The organism is Ferruginibacter profundus, from assembly GCF_054783275.1.
Window position 1 is genome coordinate 1833709 of record NZ_BAAGQW010000002.1, and the last position, 17131, is coordinate 1850839.

Consider the following 17131-nt stretch of genomic DNA (forward strand, 5'->3'; position numbering starts at 1 on the left):
GACTTAATTCATCACCGCTTCTCTCCTGAAACCCACTACCTGCATTGCCGGCTGTTTCACTTCCATATCATCCGGGTTGGCTATTTCAGCAATGGTCATTGGTTTATGAATGCGATTTTTAAATCCCAAGTGATCGCTTAACCGCTGTGCTTTTTCGGCATTCAGTTTATCAAACTCATACTTCGCTATCAATCTGCCTTTTCTCAGCAACGCACTATCAACCATACTTAAGGCACTGTTGAAAGTGCAAATGATCTGCACATTCAGGCAATCACTCAGCAAGCCGTCGCTGATGTTCAGCAAATTACTCACACTGCTGTTGCTGCTGAATTTTCTATCCATGATGATATTCTCTGCATCTTCAATGATCAATACTGCATTTGGATTATCGATCAGCAGATCAATAAATTCCGGGTTCATCAAATTACCCGCCACACCTGGTGAAACAAACAATACTTTTTTCTTCATGCTGCCTATCAAATGGCGTAAGTAAGTAGTTTTGCCTGTACCCGGTAAACCATGTAACAAAATAATCCCTTTATCATTTTCTTTTTCCAAACGTTGTTTGATAATGGCATCTATCGGCTTAAAATCATCGTTGTAATAAAGATCGATATCCAGTACGGTTGGTTTTATTTCCAATTGCTTCAAATCAAGGCCTGTACTTGTTTGTGTGATGATGTTTATTTCAAACGGATCTTCCTTTTCCGGTACTTTAAAAGCAGCAAAAGCGGCTATCAATGCGTTTGCATACTCATAGTTGGTATTACCAAACAAAACTTCCGCATATTCATCACTCAATTTCACCAGCACTTTGTTTTCTAATTTAAATACCGTTGTACCAAAGTTCTGCCGGCTATCCTGCCAACTATAATAATTACGTTGATAAATCGCCAGTATTTTTCCCGCCAGTCCGCTGTTGATATACTCATATGCTTTTGTTGCATCAATGTTACTAATGGCAGTTATACAAGGTGTTGCATTAAATTCTTTTATGTAAAAGGCTTTTACCTCTATGTAATAAGATTCAAAGATGGACGCATTTTTATTGCGGCTAAACCTTTGTTTTATCTGCCTCCATGCACTTTGCAGAAAGTTTTTTACATCCGGCACCAACCAGATCAAAAACAGCATTGCAAAAGCTAATATTACCGGTCCCATTCTTTTTGTTTTTAATTCTTTATAAATTTTTTCTTCACTTTTTTATTGATACACTAATGCACAATTTTATTGGCACAGCTGGAACTTGCAAAAGCATCAGGCTTGGCTTTAAAAGCAAAGCCCATTCCCATGATATACCCCATTGCTTCTTTCAACGCATCATTACTTTTAAAATTAGGATTGGTATTGATATCAACATGTACTTCCATATCCACACTGTACCTGCTGAAAATATTGCACAACGGATAAGCAACTTCCACGCTCTTTGCCACTTCTGTCAGCATCCTTTGTTTGATACTCATTTTTTGCAAAGTGATTTCGTTGCAGATGTACATAAATCCACCTTTACCTTTACGGATAAAAACTATCACGGTTGCAAATTCCGTTTCCTTTCCTTTCACCTGGCTATCGGTACCAATACACACTTTCAGCTCGTGCCCCATTGCTCTTTCTCTGATGATAGTGGCTTTTACCTCATCCTCAATTGGTATGCATATTTTTTTCCCATTTAATTTTCTCCATTGCTGTTGATCTGTTTCCATTGTTTTATTTTTTACTTTTTTTGTTTACCAACATTTGTTTTTCAATTGAGCGACATTGGCGACGCTCCATTCAACATTTTTTCTTTGGTCATCTTTTTCCACATTTTATTTTTTGTCTGAACGATGATTTTAAAAGATTGACAGGATTAAAAGGATGCTGAAATTTAATATCCTTTTAATCTTTTTCATCCACCCAAATCCCTGTTCCAACAATCTTGCGGACGAAGCAAGACTCGAACTTGCACTACCAGCTCTTCAGACAGGCACTCTACCATTGAGTTATTCGTCCATAATTGTTTGCTACAGATTTGTTGATTGATCCTTATTTCCTCATCTTCGAATTCATCTGTTATCAAACAATTTTTATTTCCCTGAGTCCTGCAGAAGACTCGAACTTCTTTCTTTCGATTTGCAGTCGAATGCATACGCCATGTCTGCCAGCAGGACATTTGCGGAGAGTAAAAGACTCGAACCCCTCCGAAGGAGTTCTTTGAACCGAACCTTTTACAGTCAACTGTTTTCAAGACAGCTTCCCGGACCAACCGGACGCTCTCCATTTTGTGTGAGTGGGTGGATTCGAACCACCTAAGTCTTTTGAACAACAGATTTACAGTCTGCTACGAATCGCCATCTTCGCCGCACTCACATTTTGTAAACACCAACAGGGTTTGTTCCGATTTATCGGCACTGCCAGGGTTTTGAGGATGAAAAAAGATTCGAACTTTTAACCCTCCCGCTAACAACGGGACGCTCTGCCATTGAGCTATTCATCCATTATTTGTAGTTCCGGTGAGACTCGAACTCACAACCCCCGAATTAAAAGTCCGGTGCATCTAACCATTGAGCTACGAAACTGTTTTGTTGCGGTTAATGGATTCGAACCAGTAACCTTTACCGTATCAGGGTAATACTCTGCCGTTGAGCTAAACCGCATTTTTATTTTCTGTTGACCTGAACAGACCCGAACTGTTACCCCCGAACGCATAAGGTTCTTGCTTTAACCATTGAGCTACGAGTCAGTTTATCTGTTGCGACCACAAGATTCGAACTTGCATCCTCCGGCTTATGAGACCGACATGTTACCATTACACCAAGTCACAATAAAAACCTTTTAATCATTTTTATCTACCCAAATCCCCGTTCAGACTATTTTGTGCGGCTTCCGGATTTGAACCTGGCTACCGGCAGGCAGTCCGGATACAATCCTCTTATGTTTACCTCTTAGAAAAAGAGGAAGATGATCATGTTACCATTACACTCAACCGCATTGGTTGACTCCAGGACTCGAACCTTGTTCTCCACATTCACAGTGTGGTACTTTACCAGATAAGCTAAAGCCAACATTTAATCCTGTGCAGTATGAGTGATTCGAACACTCTCCTCCGGTGTGGAAGACCGGCACGCCGCCATCAACGCATATACTGCAATTTTTTGTTATCGAGATTAGATCCGAACTAATAAATCCAGAGTCAAAGTCCGGCATGTTACCATTACATCACTCAATATTTTTTGCGGTTCGTACGTTCCGATAGCTATCGGGAGAACCCGTTACAACAGATCGACAATCTGTGATGTTAGCCATTACACCAACGAACCATTATAGTGGAGTACTGACTGAAACAGTACTGCACACTACGTTTCAGGGGTTTGTATTTGTCCCGCTCCTGGCGGAATCACTAAGCGGAAAGCTTAGTATCCTGAACCATCAGACCATTTCTCTTTCACATGGTCAGACGGGACGTGAGACCATGTGCCTGGTATAGTAGGCAAGATTCGAACTTGCAGCCTCTCCGGTCCAGGCGGAGTATCCAACCAATTGGAATGCTACTATATTTTTGCTTTTTTTCGCTAAGCAGTCGAAGTATTAAAAAGCTTCCCCGTTGCATCTCACGGGGAAAGCTTTATTCCTCCTTCTGCAGCTGATATTTTACAATACCTTATTTTCTTTTTCATTGATCCGGGTTATCCAGTCATCCACCGTGCTGATCGTTATTTTGATAAACCATATCACTATTATAAATTTCATACCCTGGTTTTTAAAATACTTAGTATTTACGATTTCTTTTTTCTGCCTTTACAATGATGGGTGCCAGTAAGTGTATCATGATCAGCAAAAATTTCAATACGTGTAATGTTTCCATTTTACCCTCCTTTCTTTTGAGGCTATTGTTAAAAACAAAAGCCCGGTCGTTTTAATTACGACCGGGCTTCTGCTCAATAAGTTTTTTACTTACTCATTCGCTTTTACACAGTCGTGTTATGTTATAATCACCAATATTTTCATTAAACGGCATACTATTACCTATAGGCATAAACGCAGTTTTACCTTTTACCGATTGCAGGCATTCTGTTATTTGTCTGTTGTGTTGTTGATGCATTGATATATTTTTTTCTTCGCCATGTACAACCACCGCCAGCATTTGTAACCGCCTCACAGGGTTACGTTACTTTAAACGGTTACCAACAAAAAACCCCGCTGATTCAGGCGGGGCTTAAGTTATAGCGAATTAGTTTTTGTACTATTCAACAGTGTAACATGCCCCGCAATTGGTATCATAGCCTTTAGGACTAAACCAATTTGTGCACTCCATATGTAGTTGTATGCGTAACATGTTTTGTTGTTTTTAAATTTTGTTTTGCAATGCAAAGATGAATTTATTTTTTCGATACTGCCAAATTTTTTTCAAAAAAATTAAAAATATTTTTTTTCAGCCATTAGTCTGAATAAAAAATGTGACAGAATAAAACAAAAATCAGGTGCGTTAATTGTGTTGAAGAAATTATATTTTAGGCAGGTAAAGATGTTCCCTGATAGCGTAAATGATAATACCCGCAGTATTTTTCACGTCCATCTTTTCAATAATTTTCATGCGAAGCCCTTCCACCGTTCTTACACTTAAAAATATTCTTTCGCCAATTTCTTTATTGGTCAATCCTTCACAGATGTACTGAATAATTTCTTTTTCCCTTTCATTAAATTCCGGTTTGTCTTTTTTCAGAAGCAGTTGAAACCTGCTTTTAGCCACCATGCTGGCCAGCTTTTGCGACGTGAGACGGCAGTAATGCGGCTCGTTGTCAGCAACGGTATGCACCGCTTCAATAATTTCTGTTTTGTCGGCATTTTTTAAAAGATATCCTTTAGCACCAGCTTCCAGCATGTCCACAATCAGGTCTTCTTCATCAAACATAGTTAAGGCAATAATGCCAATGGAAGGATAATGTTCGGTAAGATGTTTTGTTGCAGTAACGCCATCCAGGGTAGGCATTTTTACATCAGTGATCACCACATCAGGTAAAGTTTGCTTTACCATAGCAATCAGTTCTTTGCCATCGCCTGCTTCTCCTGCCACTTCAATATCAGGTTGCTTTTGCAGCATTAATTTTAAACCATCCCTGAATATCTCATGGTCGTCGGCTATTATAACTTTAATAATACGTGTATTCATTGTAGTTACTAAAAAGGAATATCAAAAATATAGGTAACTCCTTTTCCGGATTGGGAATTACAGACCATTTCACCGCCCATTACTTCGGTGCGGCTCTGCAAGTTACGCAACCCAAGGCCTTTAAGTTCTTTTACGGTCGAAAAAAAATCAAACCCCTTTCCGTTATCAGCAGTAGCAAGCAGTATGCGGCCATCGTCTTTACGTAAACTGATCAATAGTAAATTTGCGCCGGAATGTTTAATGGTATTGTGCAATACCTCCTGCACAATTCTGTAGATATTAATTTCTTTATTCTGATCCAGCCTTATATCCTGTTCGCAGGTAAACCTTATTTCCAGTTTACTGGCTTTTTTATAGGTTTCAGCCAATTCTTCTATTGCAATTTTTAATCCTTTGCGCAATAGCGTATTAGGCATAAGGTTATTGGATATCTCCCTTAATTTATGAATGATACTATCAATATGCTGGCTTGATTTTGCCACCAGTTGCTGATCTTCGGCACCCACAGTTTCTATATTGTTGATCTGTAGTTTTACGGCAGATAGTAAAGGGCCCAGCTCATCATGCAGGTCGGATGCAATTCTTCTTCTTTCATTTTCCAGCGTATCAATTTCTGCCTGAATTTTATCCTTGTGCATACGGATGCTTTTTCTATGGTAGCCAATAGCCGTTATAATAAAATATAACAGAATGATGCTTACCAGTGAAGCAACAATTAAAATAGCGTGGTAAAATTCTTCTTCCTGGGTATGCATAAGGCGCCTATTGCAAACATCAAATTAACAATTAGATTTGAATAATCAATAACTCCGTGTAAACCTCTTTGCAATTGTTTGCTGGTATCAATACCATACAACGAAAGAGTGGCGGTACGGCTTAGAATATAAAAAGCAAAGAAAATAATGACACCCAGGAGTATCCAGAATTTAGGGTTTTTTAATAAATAAGCCCGGTCCTGGATCACCAGTTTATTAAAAGCAGTAACCGCAAAAAACAAAAGTATTGTACCATAAATAACCCTGAAATACATATTAGGGCTTGTAAAGCTGGTAATGTAAAAACTGCATACCAGCCAAACCACAAACATACATACCGTTACATATACAAAATACCGTTGCTTAAAATTAAACAAGCCCCATAAATGAAATAACCAGGTGTAAAAGAAAAACTCGACAAAACAATACACATTTATCAGAACAACTTTTATTGCATAGGTTTCTTTTTCAAGAAGCAGGTAATTCACAATTTCTACCAGTAATGCAATATCCGCCAGGTAAAAAAAGGGATAATAAGATTTGTCTATTGTTTTAAATTTTATTATCCCTATAATTACGGCAGGGGCTATACTAAGACTCAGAATAAATTGTATTACTTCGATTTTCATATATCAGGTACGAAGTTGATAAGGTTTAAGGCTTCAGGGTTTAATAGCTTGTACAAGGTGGGTCGCACTGGCCCTGCTCTACTCCACCGGTACTATCGCCGGGCATACGGCTGGCAGTCCTGGCAGCCCGTGGAGCCGGGGCAGCGGTATCTTTTTTTGCAACAGGCTCATCAGTTGCCTGGTGCGATTTGCCGTCTTCATGCAAATACAAATTGTTGCCTTTGCTATCTACACCTACCAGCATCAAACGCATGCTGCTGCTATCGCCATCTTTTTTCAATCCATACAATACTTTTATACCTACGCAATCCGGAATCTGTAAAATTTCGATCAGCGCTTTTTTATTAAAGGCTTCGCTGAAGGGGATGGAGAAGCCCGGCCGGAATTTTTGCAGAGAATCCCTGTCCCTGGCAAAAGCCGCCTGGTAGTCTTTTATTTGCTGCCTCGAAATAAAGTGATCGATCTTGCCCAGCGCAGAAGTGTCTTTAGGCACCGGGACAAACACCCCATCACCTTTTTCTTCTGTACAGGAGGTAATAAAGAATACCGCAGTCAGCAGTAGCACTAAAGGCCGTTGTGTTACGGCAGACACTAGTTTTTTAAATTGTTGCATGGTATGAATTTTTTAAACTTAAGATTAAAAATAGAAATATACCTGCTTATACCCATGCGTAGAACTACGTTTTTTTAATGTAACAACTACCTGACATTATCAGTAGCGCTACCCTTGTTTTTCAATAGTGCATGATGCACCTTTACAGCAGCATCTCCCTAACAACCTTTTATTGCCAGCGATTTTATCTTATTACTTAAAGCAAAAGTTATGAAACAAACTATGGCTACAAAAAAAAGAGCTACCGCATTACAACTCGCCGCCGACACTGATTTTAACTGGGATTCATTTGAAACCAGGGCTGCATTTTATACCGAAGAAATTAACAAGATCAACGACTCGCTGAACCGGCTCTCTATAATGGACGATGCCCGCCAGATTATTACCTTATGCGGTAAACTAAAATTATTAAAGGATAAGCTGAGGAGGAGGTGGTAAGGGGATGTTGCAGTAAAATTGATGAATACCGGATGTTGTTTATCATTAAAGAACATCCGGTATTCACGAATGATATTTTTGTTTTAGTTTATTTCCGGCGATAGTACCATTATATCGTACTTCTTAATTATTTCGTACCCGTTTTCGTCTATTGACCCATCGGTTCTTGTTATAAAAGCCCTCATAGGCCTGAGGTCGATCACAATCCATTTCTTGGCATCGTACTGCTTTAAAAAATAAGGCGAGTAAGGTGTATTAGGATCCGCCAGTTCATCCACTATTTTATCGTTATTGTCTTTACTCATTCTTGGTACAAATTCTATATTAGTAAAATTCACGCCTTCCATTTTCGATAACTCGTAAATCATATTGCCCACATCATACTGTTGCTTTTCCATATTTATTCCTTTGGCCAGGTGGTTATCTCCCATTTTAAAAAATACTTTCGGGCTTTTTTTGTATTTAGCCTCAAATGCTTTTAAATAAGTATAATAGTGTTGCTTCATCAAATCTGTTCTGCCGGTCAACGATTGATAAATTGTTTTTCTTCTTTCATGTTTCGTATAAATATCTACTGCTTTTTTTACCTCGTTTAAATCGGCAATATCTTTTTTACTTTTACTCAAAGCAATTATTGCATCTATATCCTCAGGCAGCGGCATGTACCAGTATTTTATAGCAGAATCGTAGGCTGCTTTACATTTCACCTGGCTGGCTTTGGTTAAATTATTATACGCCTGGTTTATATACAAGTGAAAACTAAGCTGAAACTCATGATCTAAACCCCAGAGTTTTATATTGTTTTTTACGGCAGCCAATAACATTAAAGAATCTGGCGCAGTATAAAAAAATGGTGTAAGTGTAAAGGCTTTAAAATTTTTGCCCTGGAAAACCTCGTTTGCCCTTCTGTATTTTTGATAAGCTGATGTATCCACTGCATAAGTTTCTAAAGCCGCTGCTGCCATCGGGCTTATTTCTACTGCCCATGCATTATAGTTATTCTTTGACGCTTCTGCCAATGCTTCTTTAGTAAGTAAAGAAATTAAAGGTGAATTGTGATACTCCCCCCACCCCACATAATTATTTTCGGCATATTGCTTCATTAAAAAATCCCATCCATTGCCTGCAGGTTTATCGTTTACTATTTCAAAACTTAATTTGGAAGCATTTATAATAGAGTCAAGAATTTTTATATTTTGTGATTTTGCAAGTACAGGGCTTAGTAAAAAACTAACGGCAATGATTCTTCTTAATAGCATAATTTTTTTCTAAATATAGTATTTTATACTTTTCATTTATTTTTTAGATTTACCATTCGCTCAATTTGTTGAGCGGTATTCCAATTGTAACCTTTTATCATGTTAGATTTCCGTCAGCTACCAACATTGGTGTCAAATTAAAAACTATACAGCTTCCATTTCAATTGAAGGCATTTCATCATAAATTTTACCATTTAATTCTCTGCCAGCTTTCTTTTTATTTGTTCCACCCCATTGTTTAAAAAAGAATGCTACTTTATTTTTAGCACACTGATCCTGTATATCTAAAACCCAATCTTCATCCATTTTCCTTGGTGTTCTTCCGCTCTCGCCACCAACAATAACCCAATTAATTCCAGCCAAGTTTAAATTTGATAAAGGCCCGATCAACGGTTCGCAAGAAAGGAATTTTATTTTAGCATTTGTTTCTCTTAAAAAATCAATCCGGTCTGTTACTTTTTCATTTTCCACAGAAACACCCATCCAGATATTATCTGTCCAGGTAAGTTCGTGATGAATCTGGAAAAGCCTGTCGCCTCTTTTGGTAAGAACCTGGTATGTATGAAGCGGAGTATCATTCATTACATGAAATACTTTTTTGATAAATTCGATTGGAACTTTTGGGTGAAACAAATCACTCATTGAATTCACAAAAACAACCTTAGGTTTTTTCCATTCATAGGGAGTCATTAATGAATCCTCGTGAGTCCTTACTTTAAAGCCATCTTTATATTTATCAATACCCATTGCCATTAAGCGACGTGTCATTACTTCAGCATAGCAAAATTTGCAGCCTGCCGAAATTTTTGTACAACCTGTTGTTGGATTCCAGGTCATTTCTGTCCACTCAATTGATGATTGTGCCATAGCTTATTTTGTATATTTATTTACAATGTCGTTTCCGATTTTTATAGCAGCTTCGTTATTTGATGTCAAAAATAAATGAAACATTATAGAATTTGAAGAATTCCTTAACTCATATGGCTTAGAAACAAATTCAAAGACTTCTTTTAATCTATTTCGATAAAGCTTAGCAGATTTAGTAATTGCATCAGTTTCTTTCTTAACATCCGTTATATCAGGAAATAAGGTTTCACTTTTTTTATAAAAATATTTTTCTATTTCTTGTCTTTCTAAACCCAGAAAAATCTCAAGTCTTTCTAACCAAGCATCAGATATTTGTCCATTTTTTTTAAGTAGTCTATTTACTCCCATACCTGTTGGAACTAATACCCATAAATCAATAGGCAGTCCTCTCAGACATTCTATAGACCTCCATTCTACTTGCATTCCACAGGGATCAACATAAGCCAATGTCCTATAATTCTTATTTGACGGCTTTCTTAAATAGTTAGCTAAATCCAGAAGTTTTTTATTACAATCTTCTTGAATTGTGAATATTTTTTTCTTTGGGAATGCATTCTTAGTGCTTTGTTCTAATAACCTATAATTTTCTTCTTTCTTTTCAACAAAATAATATTCATCAAAGGAACGGGGCGCTTCAATCTCTATAATTCGCCTTGCAGCTCCAATAGTTATATCAACATCATAAACTCCTTGTTCAGGATCATCACTAACTTTTATTATTTCTCCAGAACCTGCAAAACCATCGAAGTAAAGTAATTTAAAAAACCGCCTATTTTTCATAATTGTTAAATATGCCCTTGCATACTCTACTAATATTTCTATTTTAATTTTTGTCCAATTACCACCAAAATAATTCATCATGTACTTTTTTAGGGTTTGTTAAATATACATCAAAACAATTTCTCATTTATTTCTCCTTTTACTCCCCTAATACGGCATCGTCAACGCATCCCCTACTATCACATTCTTAAAATTAGTTGCTAAAAAAGACATATCGGTTTCTGTCCATTGGGGGTTGGTGGCCCAGGCAATACTTTTTCTTGCAAAATCTTTTTCCCAATCCTGGCTGATGATGATGGTTTGCACGGTTAAATTGCCCATTAAAAAATCTTTCAGCTCAATAGTAAAGTAAGGAATGGTAGCAATAAAATCTATCAGCTCTTCTTCAGTAGCTGCTGTAATTTCTTTTGCAAAATAATTATCTGCCGTTTTTCTCCGGTAATGAATAGTGATCCTGATACAGTCGTTGATCACATATAATAAATATTCTCTTGTAATGCCCTTCATAAATTTTTATTTAAAGAATCAGAATAATTTTCCCTGCCCGCCCGGCACCCTGAATTTAGTTGTATCCAAATGCCATTCTTCTGCATTCATCCTGTACAGTTTGCCGTATTTTTTGTAGGTCTGCGCCACCATATCTGCAATGCCACCTTCACCACGCATGCGCACACCCCAGCGGGTATCGTTTACTTGACCATCATGACTTTGCTCTATCAAATGCCATACCTTATCAGCATGGTTAGGAAAGTTTTTATACAACCAATCGTGAAATAAAAATTTAATAGCACCATTTAAACGGATGAAAGTATAGGCAGTGAATGTGGCACCATTATCCGCTGCGGCTTTCATAATGCGTTGCATTTCGTGTTCGTTCAGGCCCGGTATCATCGGCCCCATCATAATACCCATGCGCACACCGGCACTGCTGAGTTCGTTGATCACTTTTAGTTTTTGCCTGGCAGTAACCGTTCTTGGTTCCATCATCCGCCGCAGGTCTTCATTAAAGGAAGTGATTGACACCATGGCGGATACAATGCCTTTCTTTCCCATCTCCTGCAGTATATCTTTGTCTTTTAATATCCATGCGTTTTTAGTAAGTATGCCCACCGGCTGATTGAATTCATTACAAACTTCGAGTAGCCCCCTGGTTAAGCGGTATTTCTGTTCAGCCGGCTGGTAGCAATCGGTATTGCCACTAAGCATGATGGGTGTGGCATCCCATTTAGGATGCATTAAAAATTTACGCAGCAGTTGTGGTGCATTTTTTTTGATGATGATCTTCTGTTCAAAATCCAGCCCGGCACTGTACCCCCAGTATTCATGCACATTACGGGCATAGCAGTAAATGCAGCCATGTTCGCAACCGGCATAGGGATTCATGCTGTAGCTCATGCCTACATCTTTACTTTCTACTTTGTTTACAATGGTTTTACTTTGTTGCTCGATGTATTGTGTAGCCAGGTTTGTAGCTTCCCAATCATCAATACCTTCAATATGTTCCTGTGTTTTTTCATCTTTTAAAAAACGGTTTTTAGTATTGAATTGTGCGCCACGGCCGGCGAGGTATTGCACGGATTCTTCCTGCGGTTTGGCGGATACTTTATGATGATCTTGTTGCAGTTTATTATTTTCCACTGAGTTTATTTTTTTTATTACACGAATTATTTGTTCTGCTGGTTATGAGAATTTCAGAGTTGACTTTAATCTATTTATTGTTATTCCCTAGTAATGTTTTCTTTTTTGCTTCTCCAAAAAAGAAACAAAAAAAGAGCCCGACAAACGAATACAGCCCGTTTGTCGGAAGTAGCTATGTTCATCTGTTGTACTACTGTGACTTCAGCATTAGTAATGTTACTCTTAGGCTCAAACAGTTCAAGAATAATTAAAGAGTATTTAAATTAAATGATTTTAATAATGGGCAAATGCCTATCTAAAAATCTTTTTAATCATTTTCATCCACCCAAATCACCGTTCAGACAAACAGGTCACCCTGCTTTGTCGCCACCGGTAAATTCTCAAATTCAAACCGCTTTGCTATTTCATATTTTAATTCTCCCACGGGGCGTTTTAATAAGAGCATGGCATCGGCGATAAATCGGCCGGTGAAATGCCGGTGACTGTATTCGAGCCAGCCCTTTTCATATTGCCAGGGTAATAATTTTCTTGCAATGGTCAGGTGTGGTTCTAAAATAAAATGTGGTTTGTTGTCATCGTTCAATTTCATCAGCCGCTGTGTTTCGGTTCGTATTTGTTTTACCAAACTTTGCACCGGCACTTTACTGGTGATATTAATGTAAATGGTATGGCTGGGGAAACTACCATAATCCTTCAATTCAATTTTAACCGGGTGAAAACCCATGGCAATGGTTTTTAAATGATTGACGATCCTTTCTTCCATCATTTCGTACTGTACAAAATTTACCAGGGTTATATGCGGCTTACCCCAACGGGCCGTTTCAGCCTGATACTTTTCATAAAATTCTTTCTTCACTGCCATGATCTTATTCCGTAATTCTTCATGCGGATTTAATACCAGCAGGTACTCGTACACCCGGTAGCCGGGTATGGTATTGGTTAAATCTTTCATGTTATTAAATATTTCCGGTTACTAAATTTGTTAGCTAATTATTTTAGCATAAATTTACTAAATAATTTAGACAATCAAAATTAATTTATATGGAAGTAGAGAAATTTTTTGGCAGCAGCTACAACGGTACCAGGCGTTTTACGCAGCATCATGTAGCTACCGCCAATGCCACCGGCTTCGGTGCGGCGGCAGACGATTATATGGAACGGGGCATCGACCTGAATGAACAACTGATCCGCAATAAGCCGGCAACATTTTTTATGAAAGTAAGTGGCAACAGTATGGTCAATGCCGGCATTTTTGATGGCGATATTGTAATTGTAGACCGGAGTATTAAACCTGTTAACGGTAAAATTGTAATTGCCGTTATTGATGGCGATATGCTGATACGGCGTTATGAAAAAAATATCAACAGCTTACGGTTGATTCCTGAAACACCAAAGTTATCCCCCATTGATGTGAGTGAATTCATGGATTTTAAAGTTTGGGGCGTGGTGGTTTGTGTTATTCGTACCCTGGGATGAAGTGAGGGATAAGACAACCGGTAAAATAATGTTATCGTCTTGAATATAGCGGAGTGCCAAACCCCGTCAGCGGTTGCAAACCCTGACGGCGGTTGAATGAAGAAAAAGAATTCTGAAATTAACAACTCTCTAATCAACCGCCGACGGGGGTAGAGGCGCCGTCGGGGTTGTATAAGCAATTTAAAATTATAACAATGTATATAGAACCATTACTTGAAGGCGAATATTTTCATATTTATAACAGGGGCGTAAATAGCGAAAATATTTTTAAAGAACAGCGTAACTATTATTATTTTCTACGGCAGTATATCGCCTACTGTTCTGATGTATTTGACACATTTGCTTATGCCCTGCTAAAGAATCATTTTCATTTATTAGTGTATGTAAAAGAGAATGTGGAAGTGCCTAAACACAATAAACAGGGAAGAATAAAATTGAATGCCTCCAAACAATTGTCCCATTTTTTTAACTCTTACGCACAATCCATTAACAACGCTAATAATCGTACCGGTCCATTATTTGAATCTCCTTTTGAAAGAAAATTAATTGATAATGAAAGCTATCTTACTTCAATGATCTATTATTGTCATTACAATGCACAACTCCATGATTTTGTAAAAAGCTTTAAAGATTGGGAATTCTCTTCTTATCATAGTATTTTAAAAAATAACAACAGTTTTTTAGCATCGCAAAAAGTATTGGATTGGTTTGGCGGAGTGAGTGTCTTTGAAAAAGCACATGAGGGCAGATATGACAATCAAGTAATGAGAAAATTTATAATTGAATAAAGGTTGTTGCTGCAACCGTAGTCAGCGATTTAAAACCCTGACGACGGTTGAATGCAGCGTGTTCCCAATCAACCGCCGACGGGGCTGATAGCCGCCGCCGGGGTTGTACCAACGGTATTAATTTTTAGAGACACATGAAAGCCATTGTAGATTGTAACAGTTTTTATTGCAGTTGCGAAAGATTATTCCGCCCACACCTGGATAATAAACCTGTTGTTGTACTCAGCAACAACGATGGCTGTATTATTTCCCGGAGCGATGAAGCCAAACAATTAGGTGTTGAAATGGCAGGCCCTTATTTTAAAGCCAGACCATTAATAGAAAAATATGGCGTCACCACATTTTCTTCCAATTATAATTTGTACGGCGATTTAAGCTGGCGGGTAATGGAAACCCTGCGCATTATGTTAGGCAAAGAAAATGTGGAAGTATATTCTGTAGATGAAGCGTTTTTAAATTTAGAGGAATTTGATGCAAAAGATTTACAGCAGGTAGCAATGAATATAAGAACGACGGTAGAGGATTGGACCGGTATAAAAGTGTCTGTGGGTGTAGCACCTACCAAAGTATTGTCTAAAGTGGCCAATCATTTAGCCAAGAAAAATAAAATAGCAACAGACTGTGTGGTAGTATTGGATACCAAAGAAAAAATTGATACCGCATTGCAGGCCACACCTGTTGGCGAGGTATGGGGTGTGGGCCGCCAATACGCAGAAAAATTAATGAACCTGAATGCTGTGTTCACCGCATTCGACCTCACAAAAAAAACAGAAGAGTGGGCGCATAAAAATTTAGGTGGTGTGGTGGGTATTCGTTTAGTAAAAGAGTTAAAAGGCCAACCTGCCAATGAAATGAAAGATGAATTAGTGGTAAAGAAAATGATTGCTACCACAAGAATGTTTGGCAGCCCGGTTAAAAATATCGGTGATATTAAAGAAGCGGTGGCAACCTATACGTCAAGGGCTGCAGAAAAATTACGCAGGCAACATAGTGCCGCCAGTACAGTGAGCGTTTTTGTAGTGCCCAAAGAACAAAATCATACTACTTACTTCAGGCATGGACCTACCGTCAGCAGCTATGTAACATTACCCGTTGCTACTTCGGCCACCAACGAACTGATAAAACCCGCCGTAAAACTAGTAGATCAGCTATACGAGCAGGGAAGGATTTATAAAAAAGCCGGCGTAATGTTGAGCGGACTTGTGCCTGACGAAACCATACAGGGCAATTTATTTTCACCCGAAACAAAAAATGCCAATCGCTTATTGATGAGTATGGTGGATAATGTAAACTTTGCTATGAGAGATGACATACTGAAATTTGCAGCCTCAGGCACCACAAGAGACTGGAAAATGCGACAGGAATTAAGAAGCCCACGTTATACCTCAAGATGGGAAGAGATGTTTGTGGTGAAGTGAATCGGCACAACCCCGTCAGCGGTTAAAAACCCTGACGGCTGTTGGGTGCAGGGTACTCCTGATTAGCCGCCGTATGGGTTAATCAAACAATCCTTTTTGTTTAGTCGATGTTTGTGGTGAAGTGAATCGGCACAACCCCGTCAGCGGTTAAAAACCCTGACGGCGGTTGGGTGCAGAGACTCCTGATTAACCGCCTTACGGGTTAATCAAACAATCCTTTTTGTTTAGTCCCGGCTTTAACAAATGTCGGCTTTATCAAATTCAAGCCCATCGATGCATTCATCTTATCTACCAGGTAAACCGTCAGCTCCGGCGAAGTGGCTTCATCATGCATGTGCATGAAAAAATATAATTCTTCCAGGCCTTTGTCCATCCAGTATTTCATTCTTTCCACCCAGGCATCGCACCTTGTATAATCAGATGGATGCAGGCTATTACCTACATAACGAATGAATACTTTAGGAATGGTTAAGTGCATGTGTGCACAATCTCTTCTGCCGGCAGTATCGGTGATCACAGCTCCCATATTCATGTCCTTCAGTTTGGTAAACATCTCTTCCCGGATGTCATCCTTCTTAAACCAATCGGGATGGCGCACTTCTAAAAAAAACTGCAGGTCGGCAGGTAATGTTTTTAAATAATCAAACAATTCATCTTTTCTTTTGGGAGAAAAAGTATCGCTTACCTGTATAAATATCGGCCCGAGAAATTCTTCAAAGGCAACGATGCCACGGAAAAATTCATTCGTAATAAATTGTTTGCCATTTAAGCTGCCCCGATGCGTTACGCCCTGGTACATTTTAGGACAAAATTTAAAATCCCTGCCCTTCGCTTTCTCTGTCCATTTGCGAATACCGGCATCTCCGTACACTTTATAATGTGTGGCATTTAATTCAATGCTGTTGTAATGCTGCACATAATGTTGCAGAAAATCTTTTTCTTTGGTCTTGGGCGGATAAATTTTCCCGATCCACTCCTCCCTGCCCCATTTGGCACAGCCCAGGTACACTTTGGGGTCTTTAACTCTTTTGCCTTTTAATATGGTTTTATTAAACGCAGGCTCTTTGGGTAAAGAAAAATCAATGCTATCTAACTCCTGCCCGGGCACCCTTCCAAATTCCATAAAAATATCTTTTTGTAAATCTACAACAATGCCAGCCACAGATTACACAGATGTACACGGATTATTTTAATGGAATGTATTTTCTCTGTTAATACTTTGCCCCGATGCACCTGGATGGTAATAATTTTTTACCGCCTGCAAAACTTGTATTCAGCGGTGTAATTTGTAGCAAACCAAAAATTCACGCAGTGAATTAGA

17 protein-coding genes and 10 tRNA genes are annotated in these 17131 nt (G+C 38.5%); 4 read left to right on the plus strand and 23 right to left on the minus strand.

Going from position 1 to position 17131, the window contains the following annotated elements:
• Window positions 1–3: 3 nt before the first annotated feature.
• The 16 genes from ACYVM0_RS17920 to ACYVM0_RS17995 form a co-directional block, all read right to left on the minus strand.
• A complete protein-coding gene (locus tag ACYVM0_RS17920) occupies window positions 4–1161 on the minus strand; it encodes a P-loop NTPase family protein (RefSeq protein WP_460559215.1) in 1158 nt (385 codons plus the stop codon).
• Window positions 1162–1214: 53 nt separating this feature from the next.
• A complete protein-coding gene (locus ACYVM0_RS17925) occupies window positions 1215–1703 on the minus strand; it encodes a ribonuclease H-like YkuK family protein (protein ID WP_460559217.1) in 489 nt (162 codons plus the stop codon).
• A gap of 218 nt (window positions 1704–1921) precedes the next feature.
• Window positions 1922–1992, minus strand: a tRNA-Phe gene (locus tag ACYVM0_RS17930).
• 272 nt (window positions 1993–2264) lie between these two features.
• Window positions 2265–2349, minus strand: a tRNA-Tyr gene (locus ACYVM0_RS17935).
• Window positions 2350–2404: 55 nt separating this feature from the next.
• Window positions 2405–2476, minus strand: a tRNA-Asn gene (locus tag ACYVM0_RS17940).
• Between the two features lie 8 nt (window positions 2477–2484).
• A tRNA-Lys gene (locus ACYVM0_RS17945) sits at window positions 2485–2558 on the minus strand.
• Between the two features lie 6 nt (window positions 2559–2564).
• Window positions 2565–2636: transfer RNA gene (locus tag ACYVM0_RS17950), tRNA-Ile, on the minus strand.
• 13 nt (window positions 2637–2649) lie between these two features.
• Window positions 2650–2722 (minus strand) — tRNA-Ile (locus ACYVM0_RS17955).
• A gap of 9 nt (window positions 2723–2731) precedes the next feature.
• Window positions 2732–2803: transfer RNA gene (locus ACYVM0_RS17960), tRNA-Met, on the minus strand.
• Between the two features lie 169 nt (window positions 2804–2972).
• Window positions 2973–3045: transfer RNA gene (locus tag ACYVM0_RS17965), tRNA-His, on the minus strand.
• A gap of 11 nt (window positions 3046–3056) precedes the next feature.
• Window positions 3057–3128: transfer RNA gene (locus ACYVM0_RS17970), tRNA-Gly, on the minus strand.
• 330 nt (window positions 3129–3458) lie between these two features.
• A tRNA-Pro gene (locus tag ACYVM0_RS17975) sits at window positions 3459–3534 on the minus strand.
• A gap of 949 nt (window positions 3535–4483) precedes the next feature.
• Window positions 4484–5149: a response regulator gene (locus ACYVM0_RS17980; RefSeq protein ID WP_460559219.1), complete on the minus strand. Its 666-nt coding sequence runs from the start codon at window positions 5147–5149 to the stop codon at window positions 4484–4486.
• Between the two features lie 8 nt (window positions 5150–5157).
• Window positions 5158–5904, minus strand: a complete 747-nt coding sequence (locus ACYVM0_RS17985) for a sensor histidine kinase (RefSeq protein ID WP_460559221.1) — start codon at window positions 5902–5904, stop codon at window positions 5158–5160.
• Window positions 5865–6533 (minus strand): hypothetical protein, encoded by a 669-nt coding sequence (locus ACYVM0_RS17990; RefSeq protein ID WP_460559223.1) that lies wholly within the window; start codon window positions 6531–6533, stop codon window positions 5865–5867. The genes ACYVM0_RS17985 and ACYVM0_RS17990 overlap by 40 nt, the downstream gene beginning before the upstream one ends.
• Window positions 6534–6573: 40 nt before the next feature.
• Window positions 6574–7146, minus strand: coding sequence for a hypothetical protein (locus ACYVM0_RS17995; RefSeq protein WP_460559225.1), 573 nt, complete (start codon window positions 7144–7146; stop codon window positions 6574–6576).
• Between the two features lie 210 nt (window positions 7147–7356).
• On the opposite strand from ACYVM0_RS17995, the gene ACYVM0_RS18000 reads away from it, so the two are divergent.
• Complete coding sequence (locus tag ACYVM0_RS18000; protein WP_460559227.1) at window positions 7357–7584, plus strand: hypothetical protein; 228 nt, start codon at window positions 7357–7359, stop codon at window positions 7582–7584.
• 83 nt (window positions 7585–7667) lie between these two features.
• On the opposite strand, the gene ACYVM0_RS18005 is transcribed toward ACYVM0_RS18000, so the two are convergent.
• The 6 genes from ACYVM0_RS18005 to ACYVM0_RS18030 all read right to left on the minus strand — a co-directional run bounded on the left by ACYVM0_RS18005 (window position 7668) and on the right by ACYVM0_RS18030 (window position 13080).
• Complete coding sequence (locus ACYVM0_RS18005) at window positions 7668–8843, minus strand: hypothetical protein (RefSeq protein ID WP_460559229.1); 1176 nt, start codon at window positions 8841–8843, stop codon at window positions 7668–7670.
• Between the two features lie 144 nt (window positions 8844–8987).
• Window positions 8988–9710, minus strand: a complete 723-nt coding sequence (locus tag ACYVM0_RS18010; RefSeq protein WP_460559231.1) for a DUF5131 family protein — start codon at window positions 9708–9710, stop codon at window positions 8988–8990.
• Window positions 9711–9713: 3 nt separating this feature from the next.
• Window positions 9714–10571 (minus strand): class I SAM-dependent methyltransferase, encoded by an 858-nt coding sequence (gene tcmP / locus ACYVM0_RS18015; protein ID WP_460559233.1) that lies wholly within the window; start codon window positions 10569–10571, stop codon window positions 9714–9716.
• A 66-nt stretch (window positions 10572–10637) separates the two neighbouring features.
• Complete coding sequence (locus tag ACYVM0_RS18020) at window positions 10638–10997, minus strand: hypothetical protein (protein ID WP_460559235.1); 360 nt, start codon at window positions 10995–10997, stop codon at window positions 10638–10640.
• Between the two features lie 18 nt (window positions 10998–11015).
• Complete coding sequence (locus tag ACYVM0_RS18025; protein WP_460559237.1) at window positions 11016–12128, minus strand: radical SAM family protein; 1113 nt, start codon at window positions 12126–12128, stop codon at window positions 11016–11018.
• Window positions 12129–12465: 337 nt separating this feature from the next.
• Window positions 12466–13080, minus strand: coding sequence for a 2'-5' RNA ligase family protein (locus tag ACYVM0_RS18030; protein ID WP_460559239.1), 615 nt, complete (start codon window positions 13078–13080; stop codon window positions 12466–12468).
• Between the two features lie 89 nt (window positions 13081–13169).
• On the opposite strand from ACYVM0_RS18030, the gene ACYVM0_RS18035 reads away from it, so the two are divergent.
• The 3 genes from ACYVM0_RS18035 (at window position 13170) to ACYVM0_RS18045 (ending at window position 15810) form a co-directional block, all read left to right on the plus strand.
• Window positions 13170–13604: a LexA family protein gene (locus ACYVM0_RS18035; protein WP_460559241.1), complete on the plus strand. Its 435-nt coding sequence runs from the start codon at window positions 13170–13172 to the stop codon at window positions 13602–13604.
• A 194-nt stretch (window positions 13605–13798) separates the two neighbouring features.
• Complete coding sequence (locus ACYVM0_RS18040) at window positions 13799–14392, plus strand: transposase (RefSeq protein WP_460559243.1); 594 nt, start codon at window positions 13799–13801, stop codon at window positions 14390–14392.
• A gap of 134 nt (window positions 14393–14526) precedes the next feature.
• A complete protein-coding gene (locus ACYVM0_RS18045) occupies window positions 14527–15810 on the plus strand; it encodes a Y-family DNA polymerase (RefSeq protein ID WP_460559245.1) in 1284 nt (427 codons plus the stop codon).
• A gap of 202 nt (window positions 15811–16012) precedes the next feature.
• Here ACYVM0_RS18045 and ACYVM0_RS18050 read toward each other — a convergent pair whose 3' ends face one another.
• Entirely contained in the window at window positions 16013–16933 is a 921-nt protein-coding gene (locus ACYVM0_RS18050; protein ID WP_460559247.1) for a DUF72 domain-containing protein, read from the minus strand.
• Window positions 16934–17131 lie beyond the last annotated feature (198 nt).

Coding starts and splice junctions, on each gene's coding strand:
- ACYVM0_RS18020 (WP_460559235.1), bottom strand. CDS start 10,997: ATGAAGGGCATTACAAGAGAATATTTATTATATGTGATCAACGACTGT.
- tcmP (WP_460559233.1), bottom strand. CDS start 10,571: ATGATGAATTATTTTGGTGGTAATTGGACAAAAATTAAAATAGAAATA.
- ACYVM0_RS17990 (WP_460559223.1), bottom strand. CDS start 6,533: ATGAAAATCGAAGTAATACAATTTATTCTGAGTCTTAGTATAGCCCCT.
- ACYVM0_RS17985 (WP_460559221.1), bottom strand. CDS start 5,904: ATGCATACCCAGGAAGAAGAATTTTACCACGCTATTTTAATTGTTGCT.
- ACYVM0_RS18040 (WP_460559243.1), top strand. CDS start 13,799: ATGTATATAGAACCATTACTTGAAGGCGAATATTTTCATATTTATAAC.
- ACYVM0_RS17995 (WP_460559225.1), bottom strand. CDS start 7,146: ATGCAACAATTTAAAAAACTAGTGTCTGCCGTAACACAACGGCCTTTA.
- ACYVM0_RS18000 (WP_460559227.1), top strand. CDS start 7,357: ATGAAACAAACTATGGCTACAAAAAAAAGAGCTACCGCATTACAACTC.
- ACYVM0_RS18005 (WP_460559229.1), bottom strand. CDS start 8,843: ATGCTATTAAGAAGAATCATTGCCGTTAGTTTTTTACTAAGCCCTGTA.
- ACYVM0_RS17920 (WP_460559215.1), bottom strand. CDS start 1,161: ATGGGACCGGTAATATTAGCTTTTGCAATGCTGTTTTTGATCTGGTTG.
- ACYVM0_RS18035 (WP_460559241.1), top strand. CDS start 13,170: ATGGAAGTAGAGAAATTTTTTGGCAGCAGCTACAACGGTACCAGGCGT.
- ACYVM0_RS18045 (WP_460559245.1), top strand. CDS start 14,527: ATGAAAGCCATTGTAGATTGTAACAGTTTTTATTGCAGTTGCGAAAGA.
- ACYVM0_RS17980 (WP_460559219.1), bottom strand. CDS start 5,149: ATGAATACACGTATTATTAAAGTTATAATAGCCGACGACCATGAGATA.
- ACYVM0_RS17925 (WP_460559217.1), bottom strand. CDS start 1,703: ATGGAAACAGATCAACAGCAATGGAGAAAATTAAATGGGAAAAAAATA.
- ACYVM0_RS18010 (WP_460559231.1), bottom strand. CDS start 9,710: ATGGCACAATCATCAATTGAGTGGACAGAAATGACCTGGAATCCAACA.
- ACYVM0_RS18050 (WP_460559247.1), bottom strand. CDS start 16,933: ATGGAATTTGGAAGGGTGCCCGGGCAGGAGTTAGATAGCATTGATTTT.
- ACYVM0_RS18030 (WP_460559239.1), bottom strand. CDS start 13,080: ATGAAAGATTTAACCAATACCATACCCGGCTACCGGGTGTACGAGTAC.